Source organism: Streptomyces sp. NPDC000878 (assembly GCF_053599695.1).
Window position 1 is genome coordinate 54473 of record NZ_JBSFMT010000002.1, and the last position, 14064, is coordinate 68536.

The 14064-nt window shown below is 72.5% G+C and carries 9 protein-coding genes; 5 read left to right on the plus strand and 4 right to left on the minus strand.

Translation table 11 applies throughout. The features are described from left to right. Together ACWDR4_RS01965 and ACWDR4_RS01970 are read left to right on the plus strand one after the other, a co-directional pair. Positions 1 to 1509: an MFS transporter gene (locus ACWDR4_RS01965; RefSeq protein ID WP_450402643.1), complete on the plus strand. Its 1509-nt coding sequence runs from the start codon at positions 1 to 3 to the stop codon at positions 1507 to 1509. Positions 1510 to 1600: 91 nt separating this feature from the next. Then, positions 1601 to 4819: a LuxR C-terminal-related transcriptional regulator gene (locus tag ACWDR4_RS01970; protein WP_450402645.1), complete on the plus strand. Its 3219-nt coding sequence runs from the start codon at positions 1601 to 1603 to the stop codon at positions 4817 to 4819. Here ACWDR4_RS01970 and ACWDR4_RS01975 read toward each other — a convergent pair. Next, on the minus strand, positions 4797 to 5735 hold the full coding sequence (locus ACWDR4_RS01975; RefSeq protein WP_450402646.1) for an MEDS domain-containing protein: 939 nt from the start codon (positions 5733 to 5735) through the stop codon (positions 4797 to 4799). The genes ACWDR4_RS01970 and ACWDR4_RS01975 overlap by 23 nt on opposite strands. 245 nt (positions 5736 to 5980) lie before the next feature. Continuing rightward, positions 5981 to 6907: a helix-turn-helix transcriptional regulator gene (locus tag ACWDR4_RS01980; protein WP_450402648.1), complete on the minus strand. Its 927-nt coding sequence runs from the start codon at positions 6905 to 6907 to the stop codon at positions 5981 to 5983. A 101-nt stretch (positions 6908 to 7008) separates the two neighbouring features. Here ACWDR4_RS01980 and ACWDR4_RS01985 point away from each other — a divergent pair, with 101 nt between their 5' ends. Beyond that, entirely contained in the window at positions 7009 to 8442 is a 1434-nt protein-coding gene (locus ACWDR4_RS01985; protein ID WP_450402651.1) for an MFS transporter, read from the plus strand. Positions 8443 to 8604: 162 nt separating this feature from the next. Here the strand turns inward: ACWDR4_RS01985 and ACWDR4_RS01990 are convergent, their stop codons facing one another. Continuing rightward, positions 8605 to 10980, minus strand: coding sequence for an ABC transporter permease (locus tag ACWDR4_RS01990; RefSeq protein ID WP_450403319.1), 2376 nt, complete (start codon positions 10978 to 10980; stop codon positions 8605 to 8607). Between the two features lie 5 nt (positions 10981 to 10985). Then, positions 10986 to 11678 carry an ABC transporter ATP-binding protein gene (locus tag ACWDR4_RS01995; RefSeq protein WP_450402653.1) on the minus strand — a complete coding sequence of 231 codons (693 nt, stop codon included), beginning with the start codon at positions 11676 to 11678 and terminating at the stop codon, positions 10986 to 10988. A gap of 247 nt (positions 11679 to 11925) precedes the next feature. Between ACWDR4_RS01995 and ACWDR4_RS02000 the strand changes: the two genes are divergently transcribed. Further along, entirely contained in the window at positions 11926 to 13359 is a 1434-nt protein-coding gene (locus ACWDR4_RS02000) for a sensor histidine kinase (RefSeq protein ID WP_450402655.1), read from the plus strand. Beyond that, positions 13344 to 14057, plus strand: a complete 714-nt coding sequence (locus tag ACWDR4_RS02005) for a response regulator (protein ID WP_450402658.1) — start codon at positions 13344 to 13346, stop codon at positions 14055 to 14057. Before ACWDR4_RS02000 ends, ACWDR4_RS02005 begins: the two co-directional genes overlap by 16 nt. The last annotated feature ends 7 nt before the right edge of the window (positions 14058 to 14064 follow it).

The following is a 14064-nucleotide window of genomic DNA, read 5'->3' on the forward strand; positions in this document are numbered from 1 at the left end:
ATGTCCGAGCTGAGTCCCCGCCGCCGCATGCTGGTGCTCGCGATCTGCTGCATGAGCCTGCTGATCGTGAGCCTCGACGTCACCGTGCTCAATGTCGCGCTGCCCGCCATGGAGAAGGACCTGGACGCGAGCGTGGCCGGTATGCAGTGGGCGCTCGACGCGTACACGCTTGTCCTGGCCTCCCTGCTGATGCTCGCGGGCTCGACCGCCGACCGCATCGGCCGCCGCCGGGTCTTCAAGACCGGGCTTGTGCTGTTCACCCTCGGCTCGGTGCTCTGCTCGCTCGCCCCGACCCTCGACTCGCTCATCGTGTTCCGCATGATCCAGGCGGTCGGCGGCTCGATGCTCAACCCGGTCGCCATGTCGATCATCACCAACACCTTCACCGAACCGCGCGAGCGGGCCCGGGCGATCGGGGTGTGGGGCGGGGTCGTCGGCATATCCATGGCCGCCGGCCCGATCGTCGGCGGCCTGCTCGTGGACTCCGTCGGCTGGCGCTCGATCTTCTGGCTCAACCTGCCGGTGGGCCTCGCCGCGCTCCTGCTGACCTGGCGGTACGTCCCCGAGTCCCGGGCGCCGAAGGCCCGCCGCCCGGACCCGGTCGGCCAAGTCCTGGTCATCGCGCTGCTCGGCTCACTGACGTACGCGATCATCGAGGCGCCCAGCTCGCCCGTCACGCACACGCTCGCCTTCGGGGCGGTCGCCCTGGCCGCGCTGCTCGGGCTGCTGTACTACGAGCCCCGGCGCAGCGAACCCCTCATCGACCTGCGGTTCTTCCGGTCGGTGCCGTTCAGTGGGGCGACCGTGGTGGCGGTGAGCGCGTTCGCCGCGCTGAGCGGGTTCCTGTTCCTGTCGACGCTGTACCTGCAGAACGTGCGGGGGCTGTCCGCGCTGCACGCCGGTCTGTGGATGCTGCCGATGGCGGTGATGTGCTTCGTGTGCGCGCCGATCTCGGGGCGGCTCGTCGGCAGCCGGGGTCCACGGTTCTCGCTGCTGACGGCGGGGGTCGCGATGACGGCGAGCGGGGTCCTGTTCGCGGGGTTCGACGGGGAGACGTCGAACGTGACGCTGGTGATCGGGTACTTCCTGTTCGGCCTCGGCTTCGGCTTCGTCAACGCGCCCATCACCAACACGGCCGTCTCGGGCATGCCCCGCGCCCAGGCCGGGGTGGCCGCCGCGGTCGCCTCGACCAGCCGTCAGACCGGCGGCACGCTCGGGGTGGCGGTGATCGGCGCGGCGCTGGCGTCGGGCCTCGGATCGGGCCCGTACAAGGAGGTGTTCGCCGCTGCGGCACGGCCCGGCTGGTGGATCATCGCGGGCTGCGGTCTGGCCGTACTGGTCCTGGGCGCTGTCACGACCGGCGGCTGGGCCCGGCGGACGGCCGAGCGGACGGCGGGGCGCCTGGAGATCGAGGACGGCGGCGGCAGCGGGAGTGAGGCCAGTGAGGGTGGAGGCGGGGGCGGGGAGAAGGGCGTGCGGGGCGCTGCGGGGGCGCGCACCGCGATGTGAGCCGTTGTTGTAACCCATTGCTGATGATCACCGTTGGGGAAGACGCAAGGGCACCATCAACTCGACGAACTCGAAGAGGGCGTGGCCGATCGTGGGGGCAGTCGGGTCGCGGCGGACGGTCGGATTCCCCGCGACGGGCACGAGTTTCGTGGGCCGGCGCCATGAACTGACGCAGGCCAGGCGGCTGTTGACGGCCACCCGGCTGCTGACGCTCACCGGTCCTGGCGGGGTGGGCAAGACCCGGCTCGCGGGACGGGTGGCGGAGGGTGCCGTACGGGGTTTCCCGGACGGGGTGTGGCTGGTGCCGCTGGCCGCCGTACGGGACGGCACGCTGGTGCCGCACGCGGTGGCGGACGCGCTCGGCATCCGTGACGAGGCGGGCAGAGCACCGCTGGATACGGTCGTCGAGCATCTGCGTACCCGTCGGCTGCTGCTGGCCCTGGACAACTGCGAGCACGTGGCGGGGGCGTGTGCCTCGCTGGTGGCCGCCGTGCTCGGGGCGACGGAGGGGGTCAGGGTCCTGGCCACCAGCCGCCACCGGCTCGGCCTCCCCGAGGAGCGGCTGCTCCCGGTGGCCCCGCTGGCCACCCCGGCCCCCGGGGACGACCTCCCCGGGACGGACTTCCCCGCGCTGCGCCTGTTCGCCGACCGGGCGGCGGCGGTGGCACCCGGCTTCGAGATCACCGACTCCAACCGGGTGGCGGTGGCCCGCCTCTGCCACCGCCTGGACGGCCTCCCGCTGGCCATCGAACTGGCGGCCGTACGGATGCACGCGCTGGGCGTGGAGCAACTGGACGAACGCCTCGGCGAACGCCTGGGCGACCGCTACCGCCTCCTCACCTCCGGCAGCCCGGCGGCCCCACCCCGCCACCAGACCCTCCGCTCGGCGGTGGACTGGAGCCACGACCTGTGCACCCCGGAGGAACAACTCACCTGGTCCCACCTGTCGGTCTTCACCGGCAGCTTCGACCTGGCGGGGGCGGAGGCGGTGTGCGGGGCCCTTGACGGGCGGTCGGGCGGGGCGGAGGGGGTGCGGATCGGCGCCGAGTCGGCCCCGACGGGGCCGGACGGCCACGCCGCATGCCCACCCGAACCAGCGGGGCCGGAACACGCCGAAGGCGCACCCAGCCCTGCGGGCACGGCCCGCGTCAAAGGCTGGGCGGACCAACCGGGCGCGGTCGGCACACCTGGCACGCACGACGGGCCACCCCTGGCAGGGACAGGCAGCGGCGCCGCGAGCGAACCCCGCCCGGCGAAGGCGACGCACGTCGACGCCGAGGCGGCCCGCCGACCCGACGCGGTCCACACGCACCGCGAGTCGCCCCCGGCGGCAACAGTCCGCGCCGCCGTGACGCCGATCCGGGCCGGAGGCGAAGCCGGCACCGGAGCCCGAACCCGAACCGACGCGGTTGGTTTCGACTCCGGCGCCTCTCAAGCCGCCGCCGGAGCGAGACGCGCCGACGGCAGGACAGGCCGGCCGAATGCGACCCGCCCATACGGCGAGCCAGGGCCCGGAGCCCACGCCGGAGACGTGGCCAGAGCCGAAACGGTCGGTATGTGCTCCTGCGCCGCCCGAGCCGCCGTACTGGATGCCGTAACCGGGCTGGTGGAGAAGTCCGTGCTGGTCAGGGAGGACGGTGGGGGTGAGGGCGGGACCCGGTATCGGATGCTGGGGCTGCTTCGGGAGTACGGGCTGGGGAAGTTGGAGGCGGGTGGGGAGGCCGGGGACGCCCGGCGGCGGTTGTGTGCGTACTTCGTGCGGGTCGCCGAGGAGCATGAGCGGGGTTGGTTCGGGCCGGACCAGCCCGGGACCCTGGCCGGGCTGCGTGCCGAGCACGACAATCTGCGGGCGGCGCTCGACTTCTGTCTCACCACCCCCGGCGAGTCACCGCGCGGGCTGCGTCTGGTCGGCAGCCTGTGGTTCTACTGGATCGCGCGCGGCGCCTGGGCGGAGCTGCGGCACTGGTGGCAGCGGCTCGCCCTGCGCGAGGGCGGGCGCCCGTCGCCCGAGCTGACCCGGGCGCACTGGGCCGCCGCCCTGATCCCGCTGGTCCGCAGCCGTACGAACGCCGTCCTCCTGGCCGGCGCCCCGCACCCCCCTACCCTGGCCCCGCACGAGATACCGGACGTCAGACCCCTGGCCGACGTCCTGGGCGAGCACACCGGGGACGACACCGGACCGTTGCTCGCCTTCCACATCCTCAGCCGCGTCGAGATGGCGACGACACTCACCTTCCACGGCCGGCCCGAGCACGCCGTCCCGCTGTGCCTGGACGCCCTCGCGGTGTGCGAGGCGCACGGCGAGCAGTGGGTGCGCTCGTACGTCCTGGGCGCACTCGCCACCGCCCGCTGGGCTCTCGGCGAGCACGAGGCCGCCGCCGAGAGTGCCCGGCGCTGTCTGCGGCTGCCGTACGTCACCGGCGAGCCGCACGCCGTCGGCGGCACCCTGGAGATACTGGCCGTCGCCACCGCCGCCCGGGGCGACGCGGAACGGGCCGCCGTGCTGCGGGGCGCGGCGCACCGCATCTGGTACGACCTCGGCCACGACCCACTGGCCGGCCAACGGCAGCCGGGGCGCCCCCCGGCGACCGAACACCAGGCCCGCGAGACGCTCGGCGACGGCCGGTACGGGCACGGATACGAGTACGGGTACGGCGAGGCCCACCGGCGGGGCTACGAGCTGTCGGCTGAGGAGGCTCTCGCGTACGCGCTGGGCGAGGCGGACACCGCAGCGGAAACCGGGCGGGCCTCGGCGGAGAACGAGCGCCCTGCACCAGCAACTGGGCGCACCTCGGCAGGGACCGAGCGCGCCGCGTCGAAACCCGGGCGCGCCTCAGCGGGGAACGGACGCACCACACCAGGAACCAGGCGCACCACAGCAGGCCCCGGACTCACCTCAGCGGGAAACAGGCGCGGCCCATCGGGAGCCGGGCGCGGCACAGCGGAACCCGGACCCACCTCGGCAGAAAACGAGCGTGCCTCAGCAGGAAACGAGCGCACCGCACCAGGAACCGGACGCACCACAGCAGGCCCCGGACTCACCTCAGCGGGAGCCGGGCGCGTCGCACGGGCCGCATCCCCGACACCTCCCGCGCCTCCCGTACCCCCCGCCCCCGACACCGGCCTCACCCGTCGCGAGCTGGAAGTCGCCGCGCTGATCGCGTCGGGCATGACGAACCGGCAGATCGCCGAGCGGCTGGTGATCTCCCGGCGTACGGCCGAGGGGCATGTCGAGCGCATCCTCGCCAAGCTGGGTTTCGCGGGCCGGAGTCAGGTGGCGGCCTGGTTCAGCGGCCCGCCCTCCCGCTGACCGTTCCCCTCTCCGTCTCCCTTCCCGTCCCCGCCCCCGTTACCGTCCCCGTCTCCCTTACCGTCCCCGTCCCTCTTACCGCCTCCGTCCCTCCTCCCGCCTCTGTGCGGAGCCTCAGCTGGCGTACGTCGTCGGAGCCGAGGCCCCTCAGGACCGCTTCGAGGATCGGGCCGCAGCGGACGTCGAGGGTGTCGCCGTCGGGCAGGCCCCGGGCGAAGCCGAGGAGTTGCCAGGCGGCGTGGGCCTCCATGTAGAAGAGGTCGGTGAGGTCGAGTTCGTACCGGAGGGGCGTTGAGCCGATGGCGGAGCGGCGGCTCAGCAGGGCACGCAGGGTGGCCGTGAACTCCTCGCGGGTGCCGGGCTCGGCGGAGCCCGCGATACGTGCGCCGCCGTCGGTGCGGGTCACTTCGAGCGCGTCGAGGTGGGTCATCACCTGGAGCGGGTGGACGGTCCGCATCGCGGCCACCAGGTGGTCGGTGTACTGGTGACGGCTGTACCAGCACATCGCGGTGAGGCGGGGATCCACGAACAGCGGTTCCATGAACGCCTCGTAGTCGAGGAGTTGGTCGTCACTGACGCCGGTCCGCTGCCCCCAGGCCATGTCGGCCCCGACCCGCAGCCCGGTCAGCCCGTCGGCCCGCGCCCGCTCCAACTCGTCGGAGTAGAGCCGGAATTGGCGCTCCTTGGAGAAGTCGCCGTCGAGGACGTACACGGCGTTGTTGCGTGCGATCTCCAACTGGCCGCTCCGCCAGGCGTCCTGGGCCTGGCCGGTGCCGCCGTCGAGACGGGCGAGGGCGTCGTCGTCGCCCACGTCGGCCGGGTCGAGGACGACCATCACCCGCTCGCCCCGGGTCAGTCCGGTGCGGGTGTAGGCGGTCAGGACCTGCCAGTGGGCCTGGGCGTCGGGCACGTCCATGCAGGCGTGGTCGCCCGGTCGCAACGCTTCCACGGGGACGCTTCGGGCAGTTGCGTGTGCGTGCTCAGGTGCGTGTTCCGTCATCGAGGGCGCCTCCCCAGGTGCTGATGATCCACTCAGTACGACGGTAGGGAAACGCCTGCACGCACCACTGCCGCCACCACCAACGCCCCTCATTACGAACGGAATTGACCACCAGCGATCAGATGTCCGACCGGAATGGATCAGCTTCCGCCTCTTCGCGACTACTCCCCGCCCGGGAACATCGCGTACAGCTTCTCCAGGCGCTCGCGCGTCTCCTGGTCCGCCGGAACCATCGTCACCAGGCGGGTGCCCAGCTCCGGGGCGAGCCACAGGTCGGTGTGGTCGACGGTGAGCAGTCCGACGTGCGGATTGCGGAACTGCTTCCTCTTGCCACGGACGTTGACCACCTCGTACAGCTCCCAGAACTCACAGAACTCCGGGGACTCCGCACGCAGCCGCCTCAGCATCGACTTCCAGGCGGGGTCGCCGAGATGGGCGGCCTGCTGGACCCGGAGCTTGGCCGCCATCACCCGCAGCGTCTCTTCGAGCAGGACGACGGACGACCGCCACTCCTCGTTCGTGTAGACGAGCAGCATGAGGTTGCGGTCCTCGGGCGGTACGGCGTCCAGGTCACCCATGAGACGGCTGTACGTGCGGTTGTACGCCTGGATGTCGTACCGGTCGTTCTGGATGCAGGCCGGGATGGGATCGAGGGCGCGCAGGAGTTCGCGGATGGCGGGGGTGATCGTCGGGCAGCTCGCGGCGGGGGTCGGATCGACCGCTCCGGCCAGCTGGAAGAGGTGGGCGCGTTCGCTCGGGTCGAGGAGGAGGGTGCGGGCCAGGGCGTCGAGCACCTGTTCGGAGACCTGGATGGCGCGGGCCTGTTCGAGCCAGGTGTACCAGGTCACGCCCACGGCGGAGAGCTGGGCGACCTCCTCACGGCGCAGACCCGGCGTACGGCGGCGCCTGCCGCGCGGCAGGCCGACCCGCTCGGGGGTGATGCGCTCGCGGCGGCTGCGCAGGAAGACGGCGAGTTCGTGGCGCCGGATCTCCGAGCCGCGCCCGCCCGGCCGCTGCGCCTGCCGGTGCTGCTCCCGGCTCTGCTCCTGCTGTTGCTGGGCGATGGTTTCCTGGGTGATGGTGGTCACCGTTCCATTTTCTCTCCGCGCGGACCCTGTTTCCAGGTACTTCTACTACCAGGATAAAGTCACTCTGGTACCACCCTCAGGAGAGGCGGACGCTGGTCGACGTGACCGAAACAAGCACCTCACCCACCGCCTCCGTCCGCTCCCCCGCCGGGTCACCCGTCCTCGGCGGGCTCGGCCTGTTCACCGTGCTGCTCGGTGCGGCACTTCCCCTGATCGACTTCTTCATCGTCAACGTCGCCCTGCCCACCATCGGCCGGGATCTCGCGGCGAGCGAGGCCGTCCTCGAACTGGTGGTCGCCGGGTACGGGGTCTCGTACGCCGTCCTGCTCGTCCTCGGCGGGCGGCTCGGCGACCTCTTCGGCCGACGCCGGCTCTTCCTCGGCGGCATGGTGGCCTTCGGCATCACCTCGCTGGCCTGCGGGCTCGCGCCGACCGCCTGGACCCTGGTCGCGGCCCGGATCGCGCAGGGCGCGGCGTCGGCGGCGATGCTGCCGCAGGTGCTCGCGACGATCCAGTCGGCCACGGCAGGACCGCGCCGCGCGAGGGCGATGGGCCTGTACGGCGCGACGGCGGGACTGTCGATGGTGGCGGGCCAGATCCTGGGCGGTGTGCTCGTCGCCGCCGACATCGCGGGCACCGGCTGGCGCTCGGTGTTCCTGGTGAACGTGCCCGTGGTGCTGCTCGGCCTGGTCCTGGCGGCCCGGACGGTCCCGGAGACCCGCTCGCAGCACCCGGAGCCGGTGGACGTCCCCGGCACGTTCCTCCTGGCGATCTCCCTGATCACGCTGCTGGCCCCGCTGACCGAGGGCCGGGCGGCGGGGTGGCCGCTGTGGACCTGGCTGTCGCTGGCCGCGTTCCCGTTCGCGGCGGCGGCGTTCTACGCGGTCGAGCGGGGCGCGGACCGCAAGGGGCGTACTCCACTCGTGCCGCCGACCCTCTTCGCGCTGACGTCGCTGCGGCGGGGGCTGGTGATGATCGTGCCGTTCGCGATCGGCTTCAGCGGGTTCATGTTCGTGATCGCGGTGGCTCTGCAGCGGGGTGCCGACCTGAGCCCGGTGCGGGCGGGGCTGGCGCTGGCGCCGATGGCGGTGACGTTCTTCTGCGTCTCCCTCGCCGGGCCGCGGCTGGTCACCCGGTACGGCACCCGGGTCGTCACGGTCGGCGGCATGGTCCAGGGGCTGGGCGTGGCTCTCATCGCCGTCGCGGCGTGGCGGTCCTGGCCGGATCTGGGGCTGGTGGAGTTGCTGCCGGGGGCGGCGGTCGCCGGCGCGGGGCAGGCGTTGCAGTTGCCTGTGCTCTTCCGGATCATCCTGTCGGAGATCGAGCCGGCGCGGGCGGGTGTGGGCAGCGGGGTCATGATCACGACCCAGCAGTCGGCTCTGGCGCTGGGGGTGGCGACGCTGGGGACGTTGTTCCTGTCTCTGTCCCCGGGGATGGGGATGGGGGATGCGTTGGTGACGACGCTGGTGGTGCAGTTGGGGGGCATTGTGTTGACGACTCTGCTCAGCCTGCGGCTGCCTCGGGTGATCGGTTGATCGGTTGATCGGCTGAGCAGTGACTAAGAGCTCGGGGCGGACGGTTTGGTGTCGGGTGCGGGTGCGTTGTGGCTGGTCGCGCAGTTCCCCGCGCCCCTGGCGGGAGCGCCCCTTCGGGGCTGCTCCCGCCCTCGTCCTCCCGCCCTCGTCCTCCCCCCTCACTCACTCCGTCCGCAGCGCCGTCGCCGTTCGTGCCCTCGCTGCCCAGCCCGCCGGGAGCAGCGCGCCCAGCAGGGCGATCGTGATGCCGGCCAGGCCCAGCAGGGCGAGCTGCCACAGGTCGTACACGTCCAGGACGGACGGTGGTAGTTCGGTGCCCGCCGCGTGGCCCATCATCGGTAGGACGATGCCGTGCAGGGCGAAGCCGACGGGTACGCCGATCAGGCCGCCCAGGACGCCGATGCCGGTCACCGAGGCCAGTACGAGGGTCACCGTCTGGCGTGGGGTCATGCCGAGGGCCTTGCAGACGCCGAGGTCGTGGACGCGCTCCCGGGTGTCGAGGACGACCGAGTTGAGGACGCCCATGCCCGCCACGGAGACCAGCATCAGGGTGAGCAGAGCCGCCATCGACTCCAGGATGATCACGAAGTTGTCCTGCCCCGAAGGGGAGTTGGCCATGGCGTCGCCGCCCAGGGGCCGAACGGCCTCGGCGAGCTTCTCGGCGTACTCGCCGGGAGAGACGCCCTGCTTCACCTCGACGAGGAACATGCGGGGCTGGGTCCCGGGGAAGTCGGCGATGTTCGCGTGGAGTTGGAGCCCGCCGTCCGACGTGTCGAAGGCCTCGCCGACGATCCGGAGGGTGCGGGTGTGCCCCTCGTAGGTCACCCGCAGTGGATCGCCGAGCTCGGTGCCTGTCCGTTTCAGGTAGCCCGAGCCCACCACCACTTGACCCGCGCCGTCGAGCCAGTGCCCGGAGATCATCTCGTAGCGGCCGGTACGGGTGTCCCCCTGGTAGAGGCTGACCGGGACCGAGCCGGTGATCCCGGCCACGGAGGCGTCGTTCTTGGTCATGGCGTAGTACGAGGCCGTGCCCGCCTCGGCCTCGACGGCCGCGCGGATGCCGGCCGGGTCGGCGGCAGGGGCCTCGGACGTCTCGTTCTCCGTACGCCGGGTGCCGCCGGGGCCGGGCGTCGGTCCACCCGCGAACACGGTGACCTCGGCGCGGTCCTCGGGGTCGGCCGCCGTACCGACCGCCGTCAGCGACGCCGTCAGGCCCACCGCGAAGGTCGCCGCGACCGTGCCGAAGGCCACCGCGAGCAGCATCGCGACCGTGCGGACCGGGTGCGCGAAGGGACTCGCAAGGCCGTACGTCACCGCGCGCGGCAGCGGCAGCCGTCCCGCCGCCCGGTGGGCCCACTGGCCGCGTCCGGTGCGTGGCGCCCTGCCCACCGCGATGGCCTCGACCGTACGCAGCCGTCCGGCGCGCAGGGCGGGGATCAGCGCGGCGATCCCGACGACCAGCAGCGCGCCGCCCGCCACCACGACGTCCACCCACCAGGCGACGCTCAGCGTGGCGGTGCCGTACGCCTGCTCGGTGTCGTCGAGGAGCGGTACGGCGAGCAGGTTGCCGAGGACGACGCCCAGCGCGATGCCGACGGCCGCCGGGATCAACGCCTGGGCCACATAGGCGCGGACGACCTCGCGCGGGGTGAAGCCGACGGCCTTGAGGATGCCGATCCTGCGCAGGCTCGATCCGACCGCGCCGCTTGTCACACTGGAGACGATGATCACCGACATGACGATGCCGAGGATGCCGAAGGCCACGAGGAAGGGGATGGTCGGTGCCGCTCCCTGGTCGGCGTCGCGCTTGGTCTCCAGGTAGGAGCGGCTGCTCAGCAGCGCGCCGGAGGGCACGGCGGAGGCGATCCGCTTGCGGCCGGCGGTCACTTGTCTGTCCGTACCGGCCTCGTCGAAGCGGTAGAGCACCTGGCTCGTGAGCGGTGTGTCCGCCGACGCAAGTGCCTTGGCCTGGGCCGGGGTTGTCCAGACGTCGGCGGTTCTGCTGACCGAGATGGCGAAGCCGACGATCGTCAGGGTCGGGCTGTCCCCAGCCTCCGTGGCCCTGAGCGTGGAGCCGAGTCCGAGGTGAGGGCCGTTGAACTCCGCGTTCAGCACGATCTCGCCCGGCTTCGCCGCCCACCGGCCGGACTTGAGGTCCAGCTCGTCCACGTCGGCCCCGGGCGCGGACCGTCCGACGAGCGTCAGCGTCGGCAGGTGTCCGCCCTCCGAGTCCATCGGCTGGATCGTCGTGGCCGGGTAGGGCCCGGCGGTCGCGGTGACGCCCTTCTGCTCCCCGGTGGCCTCGATCTGCGCCGCGGTCACCTTGGCCGGATCGAACTGGACGGTCAGATGCGCGCCGTGCTGCTGCGCGAACGCGCGGTCGAAGGGCCTGTTCGCGGCGACGACGAGCGACCCGGCGACCACCGCCGACGCCACGGCCATCAGCGTGGCCACGGCGATCACCACGGTCTGCACGCGGCGCCGGCCCACCCCGGACCGTACGACCCGGCCGAGCGCACCGCCCCCGAAGCGGGTCAGGCGGGTCAACGGACGGCCTCCGCCCGGGTGTCGAGGGCGAGATGACCGTCGACGAGCTGGATCGTGCGGCTCGCGCACGACTCGGCGAGCGCCAGGTCGTGGGTGACCAGCACGATGGTCTGCCCGCCCCGATGCAGCTCGACGAGCAACTCCCGTACGTCCTGACCGGACGCGGTGTCGAGGGCGCCGGTCGGCTCGTCGGCCAGCAGCAGCGCGGGACGGTTGACCAGCGCGCGGGCGACCGCGACCCGCTGGCGTTCGCCGCCGGAGAGCCGGCCCGGATAGGCGCGGGCGTGTTTCTGGATGCCGAGCACCTCCATGAGTTCCCCGGCGCGGGCGGCCGTCTCGCGCCGCGCGGTTCCCCTCAGTTGGGCGGGGAGCTGGATGTTGTCGGTGACGGTGAGGTCGTCGAGGAGGTTGAAGAACTGGAAGACCATGCCGATCTGTTCGCGGCGGAACCGGGCCAGCGCGTGCTCGGTCAGGTCGTCGAGCCGTCGGCCGGCCACGGACACGCTGCCCTCGGTCGCCCGGTCGAGGCCCGCGACGAGGTTCAGCAGGGTGGACTTGCCGCTGCCGGAAGGGCCGGTCACGGCGAGGGCCTCGCCCTGTTCGACCGAGAGCGTGAGCGGCCCGAGCGCGGGCCTGCCCGCGCTGTCGTAGCGCTTGGCCACGTCGTCGAGTTGGATCACCTGGGTCATGAACTCGCCTGCCCCTACCGTTGGTTGGAAAGACTCGATCGAGAGTTTCGAAGGAGAACTTGCTGGACTCGGCGAACGTAGGGGCGGGCGCCCTGGCCGCGCGTCGGCCGCGACACCGACGTCCGGCCCTCCCCGCGGAGGACCCGGCCGTGAGGTCATCCCTGCGAAGTACGCCTGAGGAACGGCTTGTTGATCTGTTCGGCACGGAGGGACGCGGGGCCGGGCGGCCCGCCCCCACAATGAGCCGATGGAAACGCCGACGGAGACGGAGTACCGGCGCGCCCGGCATTGGCGTCATTGGCCTCATTGGCGTCAGCAGCTGTGGGACGCGCTGCGGCCGGAGCCGAAGCCCGCTCCGCTGTCACGGCGGGCGGTACGCGCCGACCTGGCGCTGGCGGTCGTACTGACCGTCGTCGCACTGATCGTCGCGGCGCGCTACCCCGGCGACGGCCCGGTGCGCTTCTTCCCGAAGACCGACTACGGATACGGGACCGGGTACGGAACCGGAGCCGAGACCGTGCCGGTGGACCCGCAGCGCCCGCAGCCCCCGGCCCCTCCCCGTCCGCCGGTCCTGCCGGAGGACGAGGGCTCCGTCGCGCCCTGGCCGCTGGTCGTCCTGTCGGCGCTGCCGCTGCTGGCCCGGCGCCGGTATCCCCTGGCCGTGTTCGGAGTGGTGCTGGTCGCGGGGCTGGCCACCGGCGACCGCGCTTCCTGGATCACCGTGCTGACCTGCGTCATCGGCGCCTACAGCGCGGTCGTGCACAGCCGTTACCGGGCGGGATCCCTGGCCGCGCTGGTCGTCGGCGCGGTCCTGGCCGGGGTCGCGTTCCAGCGGGCGGAGCCCATTCTGCCCGGCTGGTCGAGTCCCGGGGTCGTGCTGCTGGTCGCCGGGGTGCTGGCCGGGCTCGTCCGGTTCGGGCAGCGGCGGCTGGCGGCGGGCCGGGACCGGTTCGCGCGGTTGGAGCGTGCGCAGGAGGAGGCGATGCGGCGGGCCGTGGCGGAGGAACGGGCCCGGATCGCCGCCGAGTTGCACGACGTGGTGACCCACAATGTGAGCGTGATGGTGATCCAGGCCGGGGCGGCGCGCAAGGTGATGGACGCGGCGCCCGAACGGTCGAAGGAGGCGTTGCTCGCGGTCGAGGCCGGGGGCAGGGCCGCGATGGCCGAACTCCGGCATGTGATGGGCCTGTTGGCCGCCCCGAACACCGGCCTCCACGACACTCCCGCCGACGGTCTGGAGCCGCAGCCCGGCCTGGACCGGCTCGACGCCCTGACGGAACGGGTGCGCGGCGCCGGGACTCCGGTGTCCGTCGCGGTGTCGCTGCCGCCGGACCCGTTGCCGCCCGGGGTGGACCTGACGGCGTACCGCGTGGTGCAGGAGGCGCTGACCAACACGATCAAGCACGCGCCGGGCGCCGAGGCCTCCGTACTGATCGGCTGGACCGACGACCGCCTCCAGATAGAAGTGGCCAACACGAGCGCCACCACCACCCCCACGACCGCCACCATCCCCAACTCCCCACCGCTGGAAGGCGACAGCCAGAGCACGAGCAACGGGACGGGTCGCGGTCTCATCGGCCTGCGTGAACGCCTGGCGGTCTACGGCGGCGAGCTGATCGCAGGCCCCACCCTCGCCGGCGGCTACCGCATCAGAGCCACCGTCCCGTGGCGGACACCGTGACCCACAATCAACAACCACCACCCCTCCGGGCGGTCATCGCCGACGACCAGGCCCTGGTCCGTACGGGCTTCGGGATGATCCTGGCCGCCGACGGCATCGAGGTGACGGCCGAGGCGGCCGACGGGGCCGAGGCGGTGGCCGCCGTACGCCGAACCCGCCCCGATGTCGTCCTCATGGACATCCGGATGCCGGGCATGGACGGCATCGAGGCGACGCGGCGGATCCTCGCCGACGACGCCCCGGAGGCGGCGAGAACCCGCGTCGTGATCCTCACCACCTACGACCTCGACCACTACGTCTACGCCGCCCTCACCGCCGGCGCCTGTGGCTTCCTCCTCAAGGACGTCACCCCCGAGCATCTGGTGGCCGCCGTACGCCTGGTGCAGTCCGGCGACGCCCTGCTCGCACCGGCGATCACCCGCCGCCTCATCGAACGCTTCGCCCACCGCGAGGCGCCCTCGCAGACCACGACCCGGCACGCCGACCTGTCGGGTCTTACACCCCGTGAACTGGAGGTCCTGCGCCTGCTGGCGACGGGCCTGAGCAACGCCGAGCTGGCGGAACGGCTGTTCCTGAGCCCGACCACGGTCAAGACGCACGTGGGCCGCATCCTCTCCAAACTGGAGCTGCGCGACCGGGTCCAGGCGGTCGTACTCGCCTACGAGACAGGCCTGATCGCGCCCGGAGCCGAGGCCTGAGCCGCCA

Excerpts from the sequence above, each read along its gene's own strand:
- ACWDR4_RS01965 (WP_450402643.1), top strand. The coding sequence starts at position 1 with ATGTCCGAGCTGAGTCCCCGCCGCCGCATGCTGGTGCTCGCGATCTGC.
- ACWDR4_RS01975 (WP_450402646.1), bottom strand. The coding sequence starts at position 5,735 with ATGGACGTGCCCGACGCCCAGGCCCACTGGCAGGTCCTGACCGCCTAC.
- ACWDR4_RS02000 (WP_450402655.1), top strand. The coding sequence starts at position 11,926 with ATGGAAACGCCGACGGAGACGGAGTACCGGCGCGCCCGGCATTGGCGT.
- ACWDR4_RS01995 (WP_450402653.1), bottom strand. The coding sequence starts at position 11,678 with ATGACCCAGGTGATCCAACTCGACGACGTGGCCAAGCGCTACGACAGC.